Source organism: Spirosoma harenae, assembly GCF_054776975.1.
Genome location: NZ_BAAHBD010000010.1, coordinates 223,809 through 241,187 on the forward strand (window position 1 = coordinate 223,809; position 17,379 = coordinate 241,187).

General features: G+C 46.0%; 14 protein-coding genes. 8 read left to right on the forward strand and 6 right to left on the reverse strand.

Annotated elements, in window-relative coordinates:
• The first annotated feature begins 279 nt into the window (after positions 1 to 279).
• The 8 genes from ACYVE4_RS14910 to ACYVE4_RS14945 all read left to right on the forward strand — a co-directional run bounded on the left by ACYVE4_RS14910 (position 280) and on the right by ACYVE4_RS14945 (position 9,849).
• Positions 280 to 924: a DUF1684 domain-containing protein gene (locus tag ACYVE4_RS14910; protein WP_461040949.1), complete on the forward strand. Its 645-nt coding sequence runs from the start codon at positions 280 to 282 to the stop codon at positions 922 to 924.
• Between the two features lie 70 nt (positions 925 to 994).
• Positions 995 to 3,424 carry a phenylalanine--tRNA ligase subunit beta gene (pheT, locus tag ACYVE4_RS14915; RefSeq protein ID WP_461040950.1) on the forward strand — a complete coding sequence of 810 codons (2,430 nt, stop codon included), beginning with the start codon at positions 995 to 997 and terminating at the stop codon, positions 3,422 to 3,424.
• A gap of 86 nt (positions 3,425 to 3,510) precedes the next feature.
• Entirely contained in the window at positions 3,511 to 3,849 is a 339-nt protein-coding gene (locus tag ACYVE4_RS14920; RefSeq protein WP_461040951.1) for a hypothetical protein, read from the forward strand.
• A 47-nt stretch (positions 3,850 to 3,896) separates the two neighbouring features.
• Entirely contained in the window at positions 3,897 to 4,184 is a 288-nt protein-coding gene (locus tag ACYVE4_RS14925; protein ID WP_461040952.1) for a cell division protein ZapA, read from the forward strand.
• A gap of 104 nt (positions 4,185 to 4,288) precedes the next feature.
• Positions 4,289 to 5,893: a ribonuclease Y gene (gene rny, locus ACYVE4_RS14930; protein ID WP_461040953.1), complete on the forward strand. Its 1,605-nt coding sequence runs from the start codon at positions 4,289 to 4,291 to the stop codon at positions 5,891 to 5,893.
• A 389-nt stretch (positions 5,894 to 6,282) separates the two neighbouring features.
• Positions 6,283 to 6,954: a hypothetical protein gene (locus ACYVE4_RS14935; RefSeq protein WP_461040954.1), complete on the forward strand. Its 672-nt coding sequence runs from the start codon at positions 6,283 to 6,285 to the stop codon at positions 6,952 to 6,954.
• Positions 6,955 to 7,122: 168 nt separating this feature from the next.
• Positions 7,123 to 7,800, forward strand: coding sequence for a DUF4230 domain-containing protein (locus ACYVE4_RS14940; RefSeq protein WP_461040955.1), 678 nt, complete (start codon positions 7,123 to 7,125; stop codon positions 7,798 to 7,800).
• 54 nt (positions 7,801 to 7,854) lie between these two features.
• A complete protein-coding gene (locus tag ACYVE4_RS14945; RefSeq protein ID WP_461040956.1) occupies positions 7,855 to 9,849 on the forward strand; it encodes a M1 family aminopeptidase in 1,995 nt (664 codons plus the stop codon).
• A 128-nt stretch (positions 9,850 to 9,977) separates the two neighbouring features.
• On the opposite strand, the gene ACYVE4_RS14950 is transcribed toward ACYVE4_RS14945, so the two are convergent.
• The 6 genes from ACYVE4_RS14950 to ACYVE4_RS14975 all read right to left on the reverse strand — a co-directional run bounded on the left by ACYVE4_RS14950 (position 9,978) and on the right by ACYVE4_RS14975 (position 17,350).
• Complete coding sequence (locus ACYVE4_RS14950) at positions 9,978 to 12,002, reverse strand: alpha-1,4-glucan--maltose-1-phosphate maltosyltransferase (RefSeq protein WP_461040957.1); 2,025 nt, start codon at positions 12,000 to 12,002, stop codon at positions 9,978 to 9,980.
• A gap of 119 nt (positions 12,003 to 12,121) precedes the next feature.
• Entirely contained in the window at positions 12,122 to 13,630 is a 1,509-nt protein-coding gene (locus ACYVE4_RS14955) for a vanadium-dependent haloperoxidase (RefSeq protein ID WP_461040958.1), read from the reverse strand.
• 123 nt (positions 13,631 to 13,753) lie between these two features.
• Positions 13,754 to 14,674, reverse strand: a complete 921-nt coding sequence (locus tag ACYVE4_RS14960; RefSeq protein ID WP_461040959.1) for a hypothetical protein — start codon at positions 14,672 to 14,674, stop codon at positions 13,754 to 13,756.
• A 208-nt stretch (positions 14,675 to 14,882) separates the two neighbouring features.
• Positions 14,883 to 16,106, reverse strand: a complete 1,224-nt coding sequence (locus ACYVE4_RS14965; RefSeq protein ID WP_461040960.1) for a DUF3179 domain-containing (seleno)protein — start codon at positions 16,104 to 16,106, stop codon at positions 14,883 to 14,885.
• Between the two features lie 8 nt (positions 16,107 to 16,114).
• Complete coding sequence (locus ACYVE4_RS14970) at positions 16,115 to 16,693, reverse strand: carboxymuconolactone decarboxylase family protein (RefSeq protein ID WP_461040961.1); 579 nt, start codon at positions 16,691 to 16,693, stop codon at positions 16,115 to 16,117.
• Positions 16,694 to 16,762: 69 nt separating this feature from the next.
• Complete coding sequence (locus tag ACYVE4_RS14975; protein ID WP_461040962.1) at positions 16,763 to 17,350, reverse strand: carboxymuconolactone decarboxylase family protein; 588 nt, start codon at positions 17,348 to 17,350, stop codon at positions 16,763 to 16,765.
• Between the last annotated feature and the right edge of the window lie 29 nt (positions 17,351 to 17,379).

A 17,379-nucleotide genomic window follows, 5' to 3' on the forward strand; every position in this document is an offset into this window, starting at 1 on the left:
AAGAAAAAGAGAAAGTTATTATTGCAGCTTTAAAGATATTAAAAACGGGTTAAAAAGATAACAATCTCCTTATTGAGTATCAGTATAAGCAGGGATTTACAAATAGCTTTTTGGCGAAAAATCAGAACATATTTAGCCAAAAAACTCGGTTTTTCAAGAAAGACATATGATTTTCGTTCAATATTTCCACTATTTCGCTAAATAGTCCACAATAAATAACTGGTTTAATTTTTAGTCATTTTTTGGCCTAAAGTTACAATAGGCTAAATAAATTAGAATATGATAAAAAATAAATTTTTCCTGACCGGGCTTTTTCTAATTGCCTTGCTTGTAATTTATTATACATTTTTCGATAGCGGTAACATAACATCGGCCGATGGATTAGATGAAGTTGTTAATCCTGAAACCTATCGCCAGCAGGTCGATGCTGCTCGAACAAAGAAAGATCAATTTTTCCGCACTGATGCGGAATCACCTGTTCAGGATAAAAAAGCTTTTACAGGTTTACGTTATTTTGCTCCAGATCCTACTTATCGAGTTGTTGCCCGGCTCGAACCGTTTGCCGATAAAACGCAAAAACTTGTCGTTAAAATGAGTGACGGTTCAGAGGAGGTTTACGAAAAATTTGCTCATGCGGTTTTTAGTCTCAAAGGTGAAACTTGCCGACTATTGATCGTAAAATTACAGAACACCTATTCCATTCTTTTTCGGGATGGTACATCTAATAAAGAGACTTACGGGGGAGGCCGTTATCTGGAACTTGATCCAGCCAAATTAACTGATACCCGCGCTGTGCTGGATTTTAATGAGGCTTATAATCCATATTGTGCTTATAATGTTGGCTACGCTTGCCCTATTCCGCCACCTGAGAATACACTCTCAGTACCTGTAAAGGCCGGAGAGAAATATGTAGATCATAACTAACTCATCGCGCTACCTACTTCACTCACACCACTTTCTCCTTACCTTTGCAGTAATTACCTTTTTGCGATATATGGAAATTTCCTATAAATGGTTACAAGAGTTTATTGAATTACCTGAATTACCCGAAGAAGTTGGCAAAATGTTAACCGCAACCGGGCTGGAAGTGGAAGGAATTGAAAAAATTGACGCTGTTCCTGGTGGACTGGAAGGAGTTGTTATTGGCGAAGTATTAACATGTACGAAACATCCTGATGCTGATAAACTGAGCCTGACTACGGTCGATGTAGGAGCGGAACAGCCACTGCCAATTGTTTGCGGAGCCCCTAATGTAGCAGCAGGGCAGAAGGTCGTTGTGGCGCTGGTTGGAGCAACGTTGTACCCTAGCTCCGGCGAGTCATTTCAAATCAAAAAAGCTAAAATTCGGGGAGCGGCTTCTGAAGGCATGATTTGTGCCGAAGACGAAATTGGTTTGGGGGCATCACACGCAGGCATTATAGTTTTAGACACTGATCTACCCAACGGGACACCTGCAGCCCGCTATTTCAATCTTGAAGCCGACTATCAAATCGCCATTGGACTAACACCCAACCGAATCGATGCAGCTTCACATTTCGGTACCGCCCGCGATTTAAAAGCAGTTCTGAAAAGGCCTTTGACATTACCTTCTGTTGATGCATTCGCAGTCGACAATACCGATCTGACGCTTGACGTCAGGGTAGAAGATCAAGCTGCCTGTCCTCGTTATACTGGCTTAACGATCAGTGGCCTTACTGTAAAAGAATCGCCCGACTGGCTGAAACAAAAGCTGCTGGCCATTGGTCAAAAACCGATCAATAACATTGTCGATATAACGAATTTCGTTTTGCACGACCTTGGGCAACCACTTCATGCATTTGATGCCGCTAAGATTGCCGGTAATCAGGTAATTGTTAAAACATTGCCCGAAGGTACACCTTTCGTAACGCTCGATGGTGTCGAACGAAAATTAAGTGCTACAGACCTAATGATTTGCGATGCCGAAAAGCCGATGTGCATCGGTGGTGTATTTGGCGGTCAGTTTTCAGGCGTATCGGCGCAAACGACTAGTATCTTTCTAGAATCAGCCTATTTTTCCCCGACCTCAGTTCGGAAAACAGCACAGCATCACGGGTTAAAAACCGACGCTTCGTTCCGATTTGAGCGGGGAACTGACCCTAACATGCCGATCTTCGCTCTGAAACGGGCAGCGTTGCTAATTCAGGAGATTGCAGGTGGTGTGATCAGTTCAGATATCACAGACCTCTATCCGGCTCCTATCGAGCCGTTTCGCATACCTGTTCGCTACCGGAATATTGATCGGTTGATCGGGATAAAAATCGAGCATTCAGAAATTCACCGCATTCTGGAAGCGCTTGACATTCAGGCCGAGAATCAAGATTCGGAAGGTTTTGTTGCGATTGTACCGCCCTATCGCGTGGATGTAACGCGCGAAGCAGACGTTATTGAAGAAATTCTGCGGATCTATGGCCTGGACAATGTTCCTCTATCAGTCCATCTTGCTGCAGACACGTTGTCGGAATTCCCCAAAATCGATCCAGATGGTTGGCAGAATCGGGTGGGACAACTCATGGCAGCGAATGGATTTTACGAAATTCTCACTCTTTCACTTACCCGTCCGGCTTATCACGATGCTATTCGGGCGTCGCTGCCAGAAGTTGATGTTACTCTACTCAATCCACTGAGCGATGAACTATCGGTCATGCGACAAACGTTGCTGTTTTCATCGCTTGAGACATTGGTATACAACCTGAATCGACGTCAGAAAGATCTCAAAACGTTTGAGTTTGGCAAAGTCTATCATAAAGTAAAACTTGAAGATGGAGCAACAAAGTATGTGGAAAGAATGCGGTTAAGTCTAGCCATGACGGGTAACCACTCGTCGGAAAGCTGGCTTCAGAAGGGACAGCCGACGACTTATCATGATTTGGCAACTGCTGTTCAGCGCGTGCTTAATCTGTTCCGGGTCAAAGCCGTAGAGACCCAGCCAGCCGACTCAACCATTTTCCAATACGGGTTAACTTACGTGGTGAATAAAAAACCATTGGTAAGCTTAGGTTTAGTGCAACCCAAATTGGCAAAACTCGTTGATTTGAAACAACCTGTTTTCTATGCGGATTTCGATTGGACTGCGCTCTTAAAACTGGCAACAGGTAAAGTTCGTTACGAGGAAGTATCCAAATTTCCCGAAGTCCGACGCGATCTGTCGCTGGTCATCGACAAGGGAGTCACATTTGAGCAAATCAGTCGATTGGCGCGGCAGACAGAACGGAAGTTGCTGCGTTCTATTAATGTTTTTGATGTTTATGAAGGCGACAATCTCGGTAACGGAAAAAAGGCGTATTCTGTCAATTTCATGTTGCAGGATTCTACCCAAACCTTAACCGACACCGCCATTGATAAAACAATGCAAAGGCTGATGGCAGCTTTTGAAAAGGAACTAGGCGCCGTCATTCGTAAATGATCGAATGATTGACTGGTTGAATGACCAAATAAAGTTTAGGAATTATTCAACAAGTCAATCATTTATCAATTCAATTATTCACTACCGTGGTTAGCGAACATCAAATTATTGCGTTAGTTGAGCGATTTGAGCATAAACTCAAGTTGCTGAGAGGCATGTATACCGATGCCAAGTATCAGATTCATCAACTTGAGCAGGAAAATGAGGCTCTTCAGGAAAGCCTGAAAGCGCAACAGGATGAGGTTCGGGAATTACGAAAAAAACCGGTTAAGCCGGAAAAAAATACAGCTATTTCAAAAGATAGTAGTATAATTGTAAAAGACAACTTGTCTGGTACAGATACGAATGCTGAATTAAAACAACAACTCGACGAGTATATCCGGGAATTGGAACGGTGCATTGCTCATTTGAGTAGTTTGTCATAAACCCAAATTGGCTCCGGGGCATAAGCCTAGCTGAGCCGACTGCAGCGATGGAAGAACTGCCGATCCGCGTAAAAATTGCCGACCGAACCTACAAGTTATATGTAGAGCCGGAATCGGAAGCTGTGGTGCGCGAAGCCGCCAGGCTGATTCAGGATGAGCTGAAAGAATACCGGGATAAGGGATTTTCTGAAACCCAGGAAGCCCTGGCAATGATAGCCTTCGACTGCTTGGTCACCAAGCTCAGAGGAGAACGAAAAATGCAGCGATTACAACAAATGGTGTTTGACAAAATCACTCAATTAGACCAGGTCGTGACGCCGGTCGTGACGACATAGACAATCACGGGTTACCTACCCAACAGAATCTCGAGTTCGCAGTTAGGGCATTCATATCGCAGCAGGTTGATGGTTTATTTGTTCAACCCTAACGATATAGTCCGATGGACATTTGGTTAATCATTCTTACTGGCCTTGTTGGGGCTGGTATAGGTATATTCATTGGCCGCCAGATGATGGCGGGCGTTCGCGCAAAGCACGAGAAAGAAGCAGAAGAACAGGCAGCTACAATTTTAAAAAATGCTGAACTACAGGCCGAAACCATCAAAAAAGATCGAATTTTAGAAGCTAAAGAGAAATACCTACGACTAAAATCTGAATTTGAGGAATCGACTAATCAAAAACGAAATTTACTTCTTCAGAACGAAAACAAATTAAAGCAGCGCGAGCAGCAATTAGCTCAGCAAGCCGATCAGCAACGAACACGCGAAGGCGAATTAAATCAACAACGAAATGAGATTGGGCAGCAGAAAAATAGCCTTTCTCAGCAGATTGAAGCCCTTAATAAACGACGAGAAGACGTCGACCGTCGGCAGCAGGAAGCCGACCGAATGCTGGCTGATCAGGTAGCTCAGCTCGAAAAAATTGCCGGTCTTTCTGCCGATCAGGCCCGCGAACAACTCATCGAAACGCTAAAAGCTGAAGCCGAAACCAGGGCCTCCTCTTACATCAAAAGCATCGTTGAAGAAGCCAAGTTGACGGCTACTAAAGAAGCAAAGAAGGTTGTTATCGAAACCATTCAGCGCACAGCCACTGAACACGCTATCGAAAACTGTGTATCGGTGTTCAACATCGAATCCGATGATGTCAAAGGCAAGGTAATTGGCCGTGAAGGTCGAAATATCCGGGCACTGGAAGCCGCTACTGGCGTCGAAATCATTGTCGATGATACGCCTGAAGCCATCATTATTTCAGGATTCGACCCCGTCCGACGCGAGATTGCGCGCTTGTCTCTCCATCGGCTTGTACAAGATGGCCGAATTCACCCCGCTCGTATTGAAGAAATCGTAGCCAAAACCCGCAAGAATATCGAAGATGAAATTGTGGAGATTGGCGAGCGCACTGTAATTGATCTAGGCATTCACGGACTGCATCCAGAGTTGATTAAAATGGTTGGTCGGATGCGTTTCCGGTCAAGTTATGGGCAAAATTTGCTTCAGCACTCCCGCGAAGTTGCCAAGCTTTGCGCTACGATGGCTGCCGAATTGGGATTGAATGCAAAGCTTGCTAAACGCGCTGGTCTGCTCCATGACATTGGTAAAGTGTGGCCCGAAGAAGCCGAACTTCCGCACGCCATTCTGGGCATGGAACTGGCCAAGAAATACAAAGAGAATCCAGAAGTTATCAACGCCATCGGCGCCCACCACGACGAAATCGAAATGACCAGTATGATTTCGCCGATCATTCAGGTTTGTGATGCCGTATCAGGATCGCGGCCCGGTGCCCGACGCGAAATGATGGAATCATACATCAAGCGTTTGAAGGAACTGGAAGAACTCGCGGGTAATTTCCCCGGCGTTACCAAATGCTATGCAATCCAGGCCGGTCGCGAATTGCGAATTATGGTCGATGCAGACCATGTTTCCGATGAACGAGCTGGCGTACTTTCTTACGAGATTTCGCAGAAAATTGAGAAGGAAATGCAGTATCCCGGTCAGATTAAAGTAACAGTTATTCGGGAAATGCGTGCTGTAGCCTACGCAAAATAGGTCGTCTGCATCATAGAATAGAAGAAATCCCTGGTAAGATCAATGTATCAATTGTTCTTATCAGGGATTTCTTTTATAAAAATACCCTTTCCGACTGAATCGAATGGGCATATTTAACTAACAAATAGTATTTGGCAAATATAAACTTAGAGAAAATAGATCAGCCCAATTTGGAGAATTTACCACTATTTAATAGGTAAAATCGTAACCGAACAAGATAATATTCGACCTTATAACCTACTAATATTATATTTTTTACAAACAAAATTCAATTATTTTCGAACATAGGCACTCAAATTGCGTTAATTTCTTTCAATTCACTCCTTTACCAACTAACGCCTACCCGATGGCTAATCATCTGGGTTTGCTTTAGTTGACTAAGAATTGTTATGAGAAAGAATATACTGCTGTTCCTGAGCCTTTTGTGGCTCACCCTCCACGCCTGGTCTGCCTCTGCAACTACATGGAATCCTGGCAAAGTACTATTACGAAATGGCACCGAGCTACAAGGTGAAGTTAGCTTTAACTGGAAAGCGCAAATAGTACAATATCGAAAAGAAAACCAGATTAAAGCCTATTCAACCGATCAGGTAAGCAACTTCGTTTACTTTGATAATCAGCAAAATAACTTACATAAATTTGTGGCCATCGAACATTGCGATCTATTCCAGCATGGGCGACCACAATTTTTGGAGGAAATAGCCTCCGGTACATTAATGGTTTATCGCGGTTTGCACCTGAACCGCGATTTCGTCAAAGCGCAGGATTTCGATGTGGATGGCAAATTGACGAAAAACATCAATGCCTTTACGTATGTAGTCTTTACGGACAACAAATGGCTCACTTTAAACGATTTTTATGCCAGCCGATGGCCCGAACTTGTTCTACCCTATGAAGATCAGATAAAACATTACACAAAAGTCCTTGGTCGCGAGTCAAAAACACTGGTAGGCCGAATGATCCTGATCTGTAAGTATAATGCCTTAATCGCTCGTGCAATCACTTCTGGTTCAGCTTCCGACGAGTCGCTAATAACAACTGACCTAGCCTATGACGACTAATTGTTCGCTCATACGCCTTGCTTGATCAGGCATTTTTCGCTCACGTACACTGGCCGTATCACTCAAAATAACGCTTGAGTAATACGGCTATTTTGTTAGATAACCGATCGTAGTTGAGGCAGTCAGAAATCCGTTACTTTTGCCTCTTCATGGGTCATATACTCCATTATGGATTTTTTTGTCGTATTACTTCTTCTTCTCGTTGGTGCGGGCGGGGGCGTTGCATTAGCCAATGTACTTCGCCAACGATCCGGTATTACAGATATACAGCGCGATTCGGTGTTGCTGCTGGAACGCATCGAGAAGGTTTTTAAGGTAGTAATGGCCGAAGGGTACTTTTCGGAAATCTACAATTATCAGAATCAGAAAAAGATTCTCTACCTATTGAACGACCCTAAGAAAGCGATGGTCATTGCGAAAGCGAAAGTATTGGTTGGCTTCGATTTTTCGAAAGTTCGCTTTCGGGTACCGCAGGAGGGTGAAAAAAAGCTGGTCATTGAAGCGTTTCCAGAACCAGAAGTTTTGTCGATTGATACTGATTATAAGTTCTACGACATTCAGGCGGGTATTCTCAATCACTTTAGTGGTGCCGATTACACCCAAATTCTGGAAGAAGCCAAACGAGCCATGAATGAGCGGGCTATGCAGAGCGATCTGCCCAAAATAGCCAATAATCAAATCCAGTACATGATGTATCAGTTGGCCAGTTCGATGGGCTGGCAACTTCAACTCCCAGAAGCTGAGCAACGTAAACTAGAAGCTGTAAAGGCCAGAGCGGAAGACGCGAACTTGGCACCGAAGTTGCTTAATCCTGGTAGTAGTGCCGAAAAAAACGAAGAAGAATAAGCAGGTTTTTGCCCATTCTCCGTTTTGAGATTAAATCAACCCAACGTTTGCCTCATGAAGTATTTATATCTTCTGCTTTTCTTTCCGCTTCTAACCTATGCTCAGGTTGAAACCGATGGTGGCCAATTCTGCCGAATTAGCAAAGTGCGCTACTTTGGCCAGTTAGCCTCTAACCCGAAAGCCCGGCTAGCCTATCCCGGTGATGCCTCTATCGACGTTACCTATTATGGCCTCGATCTAAGTCTGACAACCACCCCCGCGAATCTAAAGGGCGCGGCAACTATTACGTTGAAAAGCACGCTACCCGCTCTCAACAGTTTTTTTCTGGACCTGAATTCAACGACTGCCACTACAGGCGAAGGTTTACGCGTCGATTCGGTAAAAGCAGGAACGCGAAAATTGACCTTTCAACATAGTCAGAATAAATTAACGATTACGCCTGCTCAACCACTAGCCAATGGACAGGCATTTACATTAACTGTTTTCTATCACGGCGTACCGAATAGCGCAGCCAATGGTAGTTTTGCCTTTGGCAAACATGAATCAACAAATGACCCGGTCATCTGGAGTTTGAGCGAGCCATATGGTGCTTCTGATTGGTTCCCCTGTCGCGATACGCCCGCCGATAAGGCCGACTCGTCCTCGGTGCGTATCACCGCGCCAGCCCAGTTAGTGTCGGTATCGAATGGAAAGCTCATCAGTACAACAAGCAATGCTGATGGGACAAAGACGTACTTCTGGAAAAACAGCTACCCTATTGCCCAGTACCTAATTTCGATTGCTGTATCAAATTATTCCATCTTCGAAACACCTTTTACGTACAGTGGCGAAACAATGCCCGTAACGCATTATATTTATCCAGAGACGTTACCACAGGTTCAGTCAAATCTGGCGCTTACGCCAAAAATGCTGCAATTGTTTACCAATCAATTTGGTCCTTATCCTTTTTTACAGGAAAAATACGGACACGCTCAGTTTGCTTATGGCAATGGCGGCATGGAGCATCAAACAGTAAGCTCGATGGAGTCGCGAGCATTTACCCCAACAATCATTGCGCATGAACTGGCTCACCAGTGGTTTGGCGATAAAATTACCTGTCGCGATTGGCAGAATATTTGGCTGAACGAAGGATTTGCTTCCTATGCCGAGGCACTCTATACGGAGTCTGCAAGTGGGAAATCAGACTATCAGTCGTATATGAACAGCTTTATGACCAGCGCCCGTAATGCACAGGGAAGCCTCTATGTACAGGATATCAGTAACATGGCGTCCATTTTTAATAACAATCGTACGTACGCGAAAGGAGCGGTTATTCTTCATATGCTGCGGGGCGTTGTGGGCGACAGTGCTTTCTTCAATATTTTACGCACCTATTCCGCCAATCCATTATTAGCGTATAAAACGGCGGTTACAGAGGATTTTCAGGCGATTGCCGAACAGGTAGTGGAGAAAAATCTGGATTACTTTTTTAGTCAATGGATTTACGGGGCTGGTTATCCGACTTATAAAGCTACTACGCTCACAGGTGCAAAATCGGCTACTGTCCGGTTAACGCAACGCAACACAGGCGGTGCGAATCCAACGTTTTTTACCATGCCGCTTCAGATAAAAATTCAATCTGCAGGAGGTGATACGACCGTGACTGTCTATAATGATAGCGCCGACCAGACATTCACGGTCCCCACGCGGGGAGTAGCCACCGCTGTTATTATCGACCCAAATAACTGGGTACTGAAAACGGTGGAATCATCCGTCGTGACGTCCACGATCGTAACCGGAGTTACAGAACCTAATCCGATTGGCTTGCAGATTTATCCCAATCCAACGACGGAAACGCTTACAGTCGATTTTACACAATTAGCTACGGGTCCTGTCAGCCTTGGGTTGACTAATTTGCTTGGTCAGTCGGTACGCAGCAGCAACGAATCCAATCTTCCACCTGGTAAGTATAGCCGTACAATAAGTTTGCGTGGATTATCTGCTGGCCGATACACAGTCACAGTCGAAACATCGAATGGGTTGCAAAGTACAGTCGTTTTAGTCAGGTGAATTTTCGACAGTTTTTTTGCCATGCTGATGAAGGAAGCATCTCAAGGTTCCCTTATTGCCTTGTTAGGATAGTTAAAGATGCTTCCTTCGGCAGCATGACAAAAGTCTTCTGGAAACTGCAATCAATGCTATATGTCAATCCGAAACAGATGCATTGGTAAACTATAAGGATCGAGTTCAACGTAATTTTTTTCGCCCTGCCAGGTGTAATGCGCTCCTGTTAGCAGATCCTGAACGGTATAATATTGGTCGTGGCCAATGCCCAATTGCCAGATCGGTACCTGCACAACGCCAGCCCGGCGGCTATACGCATCTGTATTTACCACAATAAGTAGCCGGTTCGTACCAGAGACTTTCAGGTACGCCATAATGGCATCATCGTTTACAGAGCAGAAGGTAATGTTATTGGTTGTTTGTAAGGCTGCGTTTTCATGGCGAATGCGATTCACAAGCGTAATCAAATACGTTAGTTTGTTCGTCTTATTCCAGTCCCACTGCCGGATTTCATATTTCTCCGAGTTCAGGTATTCTTCTTTGTTTGGAAATGGCACATGTTCCATCAGCTCGAACGACGGCCCATAAATACCATAATTACTGGTCAACGTAGCTGCCATGAAATATCGAATCAGGAATTGGGGTTCATGGCCACCTTGCAGAATGTATGGATTGATGTCGTGGGTAGTGGGCCAGAAATTCGGGCGATAATAATACTTCATTTCGGTTTGGGTCAGTTCGGTCATGTACTGCTCCAGCTCGTATTTCGTATTCCGCCAGGTATAGTAGGTATAGGATTGTGCAAAACCACGTTTACCAAGTTCCTGCATTACTTTTGGACGCGTGAAGGCCTCGGCCAGAAAAAGCATATCCGGGAATTCTTTTTTCACTTCAGCAATCACCCATTCCCAAAAAACGAATGGTTTGGTGTGCGGATTGTCGACTCGAACAATGCGCACTCCCCAGGATGCCCATACCAATAAAACGCGTTTAAGTTCTTCCCACAGGTTCTGCCAGTCTTCTGTTTCGAAATAAACGGGGTAAATATCCTGATATTTTTTGGGCGGGTTTTCGGCGTATTGGATCGTACCATCAGGTCGTTTTTTGAACCATTCGGGATGTTCTTTTGCCCACGGGTGGTCGGGCGAACACTGAATAGCCAAGTCCATAGCGATTTCCATTCCATAGTTCGCAGCAATGGCAATCAGGTGTTTAAAATCCTCGACCGTACCGAGCTCGGGATGGATCGCATCATGCCCACCTTCAGATGAGCCAATACCGTAGGGAACACCCGGTTCGCCCGGCTGGCAGATCACAGAGTTATTTTTACCTTTCCGGTGTGCCATACCGATTGGATGAATCGGCGGTAAATACAGCACATCGAATCCCATATCTGAAATGCGTGGCAAGAGCCCTTCAACGTCTTTGAATGTACCATGCCTACTTGTTTCAGCCTCATCACGCACAGCCGACCGGGGAAACAGGCAATACCATGTGCTAAATTCAGCGCGCGCACGATCAACTTCCACGCCTAATTCATGACTATAGCGGGTTACATATTGCCGTTCGGGATAGCGATTAGCATAAAATGTAAACTGCTCACTTTCAGCAACAGAAACGGCTTCATCGTAACGAGATTCATCTCGAAACAAGGCAGCCATTGCGCGAATTGCCCGTATATCTGGAGATTCTTCTACTGGTGTATTTTTACTCTTTTTCCCTTTTGGTTTCTGTACCTCTTCTTTGCCTCCTGCCCGTTTCAACATTCCGTCCAGATACTGCGCCCCCGCCAACAATTCACTTGTAATACGCTGTCCATCAGCTACTTTCAAATGCACTTCGTGATGCCAGGAACCCGGATGATCAACCCATGATTCAATGGTATATAGATAACGTCCCTGCTTTTCAACCATAAACGAAGCTCCCCATCGATCGTTGACAATCAGTGCCATAGCGGTTTCGGTCCAGGCCGCATCGTTGATATGTTTATAGAGGAGAACAGCGGTTACGTAATCATGTCCATCCGCGAAGATATCGGCTTCAACGGCGATCCGATCACCGGGAATTGCTTTTATCGGAAACTGTCCACCATCAAGTTCGGGAGATACGCGTTCAATAACTACGCGAGACTGTCCGGAAGCGTTTTCAGGAACGTACATAGAGTCTTTTATTTGATGGGTAAATCGCAAATAATGGGGCAATGTTACAAAAAAGCCGAATTATCGAACGCAGCCGTTGATAATTCGACCTCTTCTCACAGGAGAATTTAACAGCATTTTCACTTAGCCCCGTCGGCTTTTGCACCCGAAACAGCCAGTTGCCCAATGGTGCTCCCCCACTTTGCCCCTTCATCATTATCAAATCTGAATTGCGTACCACCATACAGACCTGACAACGACGCTTCGGTCGCCTGTCCCGTTAGATTAGTCCCTTCGGTTGGAAATATGTAGCTCAGAATTGTCGCGGCTGCGTTCGAAACAGTAGCGCGCTCCGAAACGTAGCCTGGCGTATTGGGAATAACCGTCGCGGTTTTAATCGCCGGATCGATTTGAGAAGGGCGGGGAACAAAATATTGGAATTGACTCCGCCAGGTTGCTGTAGTCGCATCGTGCATGGCTCTATTGAGCAGCGCATATGTTCGAGCCGTTCTGAGTTCATTTTGTCCGGCAGCCCGAATCAGGTCTTCGGCCAGTAAATTCCACAATCCCGAAAAAGCATAGGTATTAGGCCCGTTTTCCCAATAATTGGCGATGCGCGTTTGGTCGCGCGTACGTGAATCCGCAATGCTACGAACTTCACTTAATGCTTTCTGGAAATCCGTCGACGACGTAGCTGGAGGGGCTATTGGCTGAGCCCGGAAAATAGTGGTGGAATCGTACCAGGTTTTTACTCTCCCCGCCAATGGAAGGATAGGCGACCGGGCAGGATTTTCAAGACTTTTCCATTTCTGGTCGTAAGGGGCATTGTTCATGGCAGTCTGCCAGGTGTTAGTAGGATCATGCGCTACATTGAATCGATCCGTTTTCGCTCGATCAACCAATTTAGTAGCGACGCTCGCACCCAGACCTTCCCCTGCTTTCACATCAGTAGGTACGCTGGCTCCAGCCCAAATCCGACTCTGTTTATGCTCCGTTGCTTTGGTCTTAAGCCAGGTTGCTTCAGCAGGGAAGAAGTACGCCAGCATCTGACAGGACACTTCTGCAATAGCTGCGTCTTCCGACGGATACGAGGGAACATTCAGCACAGGAACTCGCGAAATAACGCCCTGATTTTCCAGCGATGGCCGATTGTATTGGTATTTCGCTCGCCAGGCCACAACCATCGCATCATATTGCGCAACGCTCAACAGCGCATAAATGCGAGCGGCATAGGGGGATCCTGCAAACAGATTGGCCGACTCAGTTGGTGTATTTTGTCCCGTAACGTAATCGTAACCGGCCGGAATATTGTACTTCGCCACCAGTTGACGGGCAATCTGATTCCATCGTAAAACAGCGCCGTATGCCCAATAATTAACAGCTGTATTCTGTTCAGGTGTAGCCGAAGCGACTCCATTTTTAACATCCGTTAATTCTTTCTGATAATCGCTTGAAGTTATAGCCATAGGCTGAGGGACAGAAACATCAGCCGTCGATTTCAGCACGATCGTACGCCAGTTCCCTCCATCCGCATCGACCGACGTGGGGACAATAAATGGCTGAAGCCCTTCATCAATAGTTGGTTCTTTACAACCCACTATCCACATCAGCAAAGCCACCAGACTAATCGATAAAAAAAGCGTTCTCATATTCGTTCGTTTGACCTCTGACCTCACCCCCGGCCCCTCTCCTGTATAGGAGAGGAAGGGGAATTTTGGGCTAAACTCCCCTCTCCTGTTTTAGGAGAGGGGCTGGGGGTGAGGTTAATGTAGTTACCTATTTGCGGTCCAATACCCGATGACTATACCTCCGTTAATCTGCGTACTCCTACCAATATTACGGCCATCTAGCGTGGTGTTATAACCCGCTGTGATACCGAACTGGGGTAATAATCGCACATAAGCGGTTGCTCCTATTCGTGTAAATCCGATGGCATTGGTTGGAAATGGAATACCCGGTCCCATGTTTGTCCCTTCCGAATGTGGAGTTTGGTGCTGTCCCCACACGTCCAGATTCAGCCATTTGTTTACGTATCCTCCTCGAACAATGAGTTCAGTCACATCGGGTACGTTCACTGTTGATCCGCTATTCGGATTAAGTTGACTAGGATCATAGTAATTGACTACATGATCTAATTTCACCTGCCCACGCCGGATATAGCCGTATTGTCCCGTAATAAAAAATGACTTTCCTTTCAGGTGGAGCAATGTACGCCCATCCAGATTCTTTGACCCTTGTCCAAGGGCAACCATAGCATCGTTCACGTAATTTTGAATCGGCATTGAATAGCCTACTGCAAATTGCCACGATAGCTTCAGGCTTTTCCCCAATTTATAATCGTAGGCTTCCCAGCGCAGAGCCGCATAGGCATCCTGAAAGCCTTCCTGTTTCGGGAAATAACCTGCACTAGCTTCGGTACGAACATAGGAAGCCGCCACAATTAAGTCGAGATCGAAACCTAAGCCGTAGGTTCCGGCTGCGGTTAATGCCTGTGTAGTAACACTGCCTAGGTTGGGATTTTTCGTTTCGGTCGTATTGAGGTAATACGTGTCGTAGGTTTGCTGCGAACCCCAAACGGCCAAACTGGCTTTTCGCTGACCCTGCATAAATCCGCTGACTAAGCTTTGTGCCTGTGATTGTCTGGCATTTACCAGAGAGATAAGTATAACGAGAGCTAAAGGTATAAATCGCATAAGGCCGTTTGTGCCGGTAAAGGTAGTCGTTCAGCCGAATCGTAGACTATGAACTGCTCAATTCTGTATGAATGGCCATTGAAAACCCGATTTACCAATCACTCGAAGAACGTTGCCGAAGGCATAGTATTGCTTTTATAAATGAGTATGCCCCCGATGGGGGCATACAATTTAAGATGCTTTCTGCGTCAGCATAACAAAAAATACACTACCTATACTGCTCCGTATTCGGATGAAAAGATCGCCAGGAATGCCAGAACTCCTGATAGGCTTTTGGGAAACTACCTAATTTTTTCCCAATCAATGGCCCAGCAATACAATGACCTCGCCAGGTCCAGACGGAATGTGTCTCGCGGTCCGTAAGTTTACGATTCTCATATTGAAATGTAAGAACTTGAACACCTACCCGACGGCTCCATGCACCAAATGAAGCACTATCCGGCGACAATGCTACTAGAATAGGCTCCCCTCCTACCACATCATTCACGACGCGACTTGTCTGTAATTGATTCCAATCGTAAGCTTTCGCAAAACCAAGGCGCTCAACACCAATTACCCATGATTTAGGTTTCCAGGAAGCCGAATCACGACGGGTTAGTTTACCTTTCGACAAGCCTTTATCGTACGTTTTCATTCGCTCGAATTCGTCAGCAAAGGCTGGATCAGCCTGTAGGACGCGGGTATTCGGATGTTCAGCCGCCCATTCGCCAAGTGTCATATGCCGGGCAGATAACTCTAGTAATCGTTTTCCGCGTAAAGGTCCAACAATAGCTTCGCCCGTCGCTTGCCGCCACCAGGACCCTGTCCGGCTATCTTCAAACATGGCATTAAAATGATCCATACCGACTAGCCGAAACTCATCATTTTGTCCCTGTACAACTGGGCTAAATGCTCGCCCTGTCCGGCATACGGTGCAGTAGGTAACCATAACAGGCTGTCCTCCCACCGTATCACGCACTTGGTGGTGATAACCAATCAGTTGAATGGGATAAGCCGTAGCCTGCCCACTCGATTCGAAACCCAGGACGAGCTTATTCAGCGGAATTTTATTTTCGCTTAGCGAAACCACCCGCTTGTGAATCGGCTGTAAAAACATGTGGTCAGCCATCATTTCCTGGTTGACCTCATACAACACTCCGGCATAAATCAATAGCAACAACCCTCCGATATACCGATGCCATTTACGATTCGGTTTGGTAAACACCCCGAAGCCAGTAAAAACCAGCAACAGAATCCCAATGGCTCTTAGCCAGCCAGTATTTTTGTTTAGCCAATACGCTAACTCAACCCGACCTAACGATGACTCGCCGGGATTATCCATCGCCAGACCGAGTTGGCTACCGGGAAACGGCATGATAAAATACACGCGGGCTACTTCGAATAAGATTAGAAGCAGAACTGCAATGAGAAAAAATAGAAACGAGCGTTTCATCGATCGGATTAGGTAGTTGGCGGCATATAATGATCTTCGTGGGTGTAGCCATATTCAGCTACTTTCTGAGCGCGATACCGATACAAGGAAGTATCTTCAGGAGCGCAGGTAGCCAGCCCGTCTACGTATCGATTGAACATACAGAACGCAGCGGCAATCAGTACTGTATCGTGAATATCATGGTCAGTAGCACCTTCCGCACGAGCGGCTTCAACCTGCTCAGTTGAAACCGACTTACCACCCTGTTGCACACTAGCGGCAATCGCTAGTAATGCTTTTAGTTTAGGGCTAATCTCAGCTTGTTGCGGATTGCGTTTGACCGATCGTACAAGACTCCAGTCTTCATCACCAAGGTGTTGACTCGCAACCGCTCCGTGAATGGTTTGACAAAAAAAACAATCGTTTAACGAGGATACGTAGGTCGCGATCAGTTCCCGTTCTCCCTCGGTAAGTCCCGACTCAGGACGATGGGCATTCGACCGTAGCAATACATTAACCAGGTCATTCAATGGGCGAGCGGTTTCGGGACTAAACGCCATTGGCCCTCGAATTCCGGGTAGCCCGGCGGGTAGTTCGATATGTGGCATATGCTTTATAGTTTATAAACGGAATAACAATAGTACCCCAGCCGCAAAGCAGCCGGGGACTATACCAACCTATGATGAATGCGTAGTAGGGCTAGCGACATCGCTAGCCTTTTTTGGTAATTGATAGCCGATAGTTCCCATCCGTTCGCCCATGGCTTCATATGCGGCAGGGTCTGTAGGTGTCAGCGTAGCCAGTCCGTCTACGTAGCGGTTATACATGCAGAAAGAAGCCGAAATGAGTACGGCATCATGAATATCTCCGTCAGTAGCCCCTTCATTACGAGCGGCTTCCACAAGCTCATCCGAAACCGTTCGAGCATCCGACTGCACATGATCGGCAATGGCTAGTAATGCTTTTAGTTTCGCAGAAATAGGAGCCGTTGCAGGATCAGCCAAGGTTTCGTCAACTACAGCCCGTTGATCGGCATAGAGGTAACGAGACGCAGCCGCATGACTATTCATGCAAAAATCCGTGCGATTTTGCTTCGAGACAAACGCAGCAATCAGCTCGCGCTCAGCATCCGACAACGTACTATCAGGCGAGCCTGCACGGAGCAAAGCTTGCGCCAAATCGTAGAGATGCTGACCCGTTTCAGGTCGATACATAACTAAACTCCGAATTCCGGGAACGCCTTCTGGAAGTGTGATATGTGGCATGAGTAATGATTGATTTTTTGAATGATTGA

Coding starts and splice junctions, on each gene's coding strand:
- ACYVE4_RS14910 (WP_461040949.1), top strand. CDS start 280: ATGATAAAAAATAAATTTTTCCTGACCGGGCTTTTTCTAATTGCCTTG.
- pheT (WP_461040950.1), top strand. CDS start 995: ATGGAAATTTCCTATAAATGGTTACAAGAGTTTATTGAATTACCTGAA.
- ACYVE4_RS14925 (WP_461040952.1), top strand. CDS start 3,897: ATGGAAGAACTGCCGATCCGCGTAAAAATTGCCGACCGAACCTACAAG.
- rny (WP_461040953.1), top strand. CDS start 4,289: ATGGACATTTGGTTAATCATTCTTACTGGCCTTGTTGGGGCTGGTATA.
- ACYVE4_RS14935 (WP_461040954.1), top strand. CDS start 6,283: ATGAGAAAGAATATACTGCTGTTCCTGAGCCTTTTGTGGCTCACCCTC.
- ACYVE4_RS14940 (WP_461040955.1), top strand. CDS start 7,123: ATGGATTTTTTTGTCGTATTACTTCTTCTTCTCGTTGGTGCGGGCGGG.
- ACYVE4_RS14945 (WP_461040956.1), top strand. CDS start 7,855: ATGAAGTATTTATATCTTCTGCTTTTCTTTCCGCTTCTAACCTATGCT.
- ACYVE4_RS14950 (WP_461040957.1), bottom strand. CDS start 12,002: ATGTACGTTCCTGAAAACGCTTCCGGACAGTCTCGCGTAGTTATTGAA.
- ACYVE4_RS14955 (WP_461040958.1), bottom strand. CDS start 13,630: ATGAGAACGCTTTTTTTATCGATTAGTCTGGTGGCTTTGCTGATGTGG.
- ACYVE4_RS14960 (WP_461040959.1), bottom strand. CDS start 14,674: ATGCGATTTATACCTTTAGCTCTCGTTATACTTATCTCTCTGGTAAAT.
- ACYVE4_RS14965 (WP_461040960.1), bottom strand. CDS start 16,106: ATGAAACGCTCGTTTCTATTTTTTCTCATTGCAGTTCTGCTTCTAATC.
- ACYVE4_RS14970 (WP_461040961.1), bottom strand. CDS start 16,693: ATGCCACATATCGAACTACCCGCCGGGCTACCCGGAATTCGAGGGCCA.
- ACYVE4_RS14975 (WP_461040962.1), bottom strand. CDS start 17,350: ATGCCACATATCACACTTCCAGAAGGCGTTCCCGGAATTCGGAGTTTA.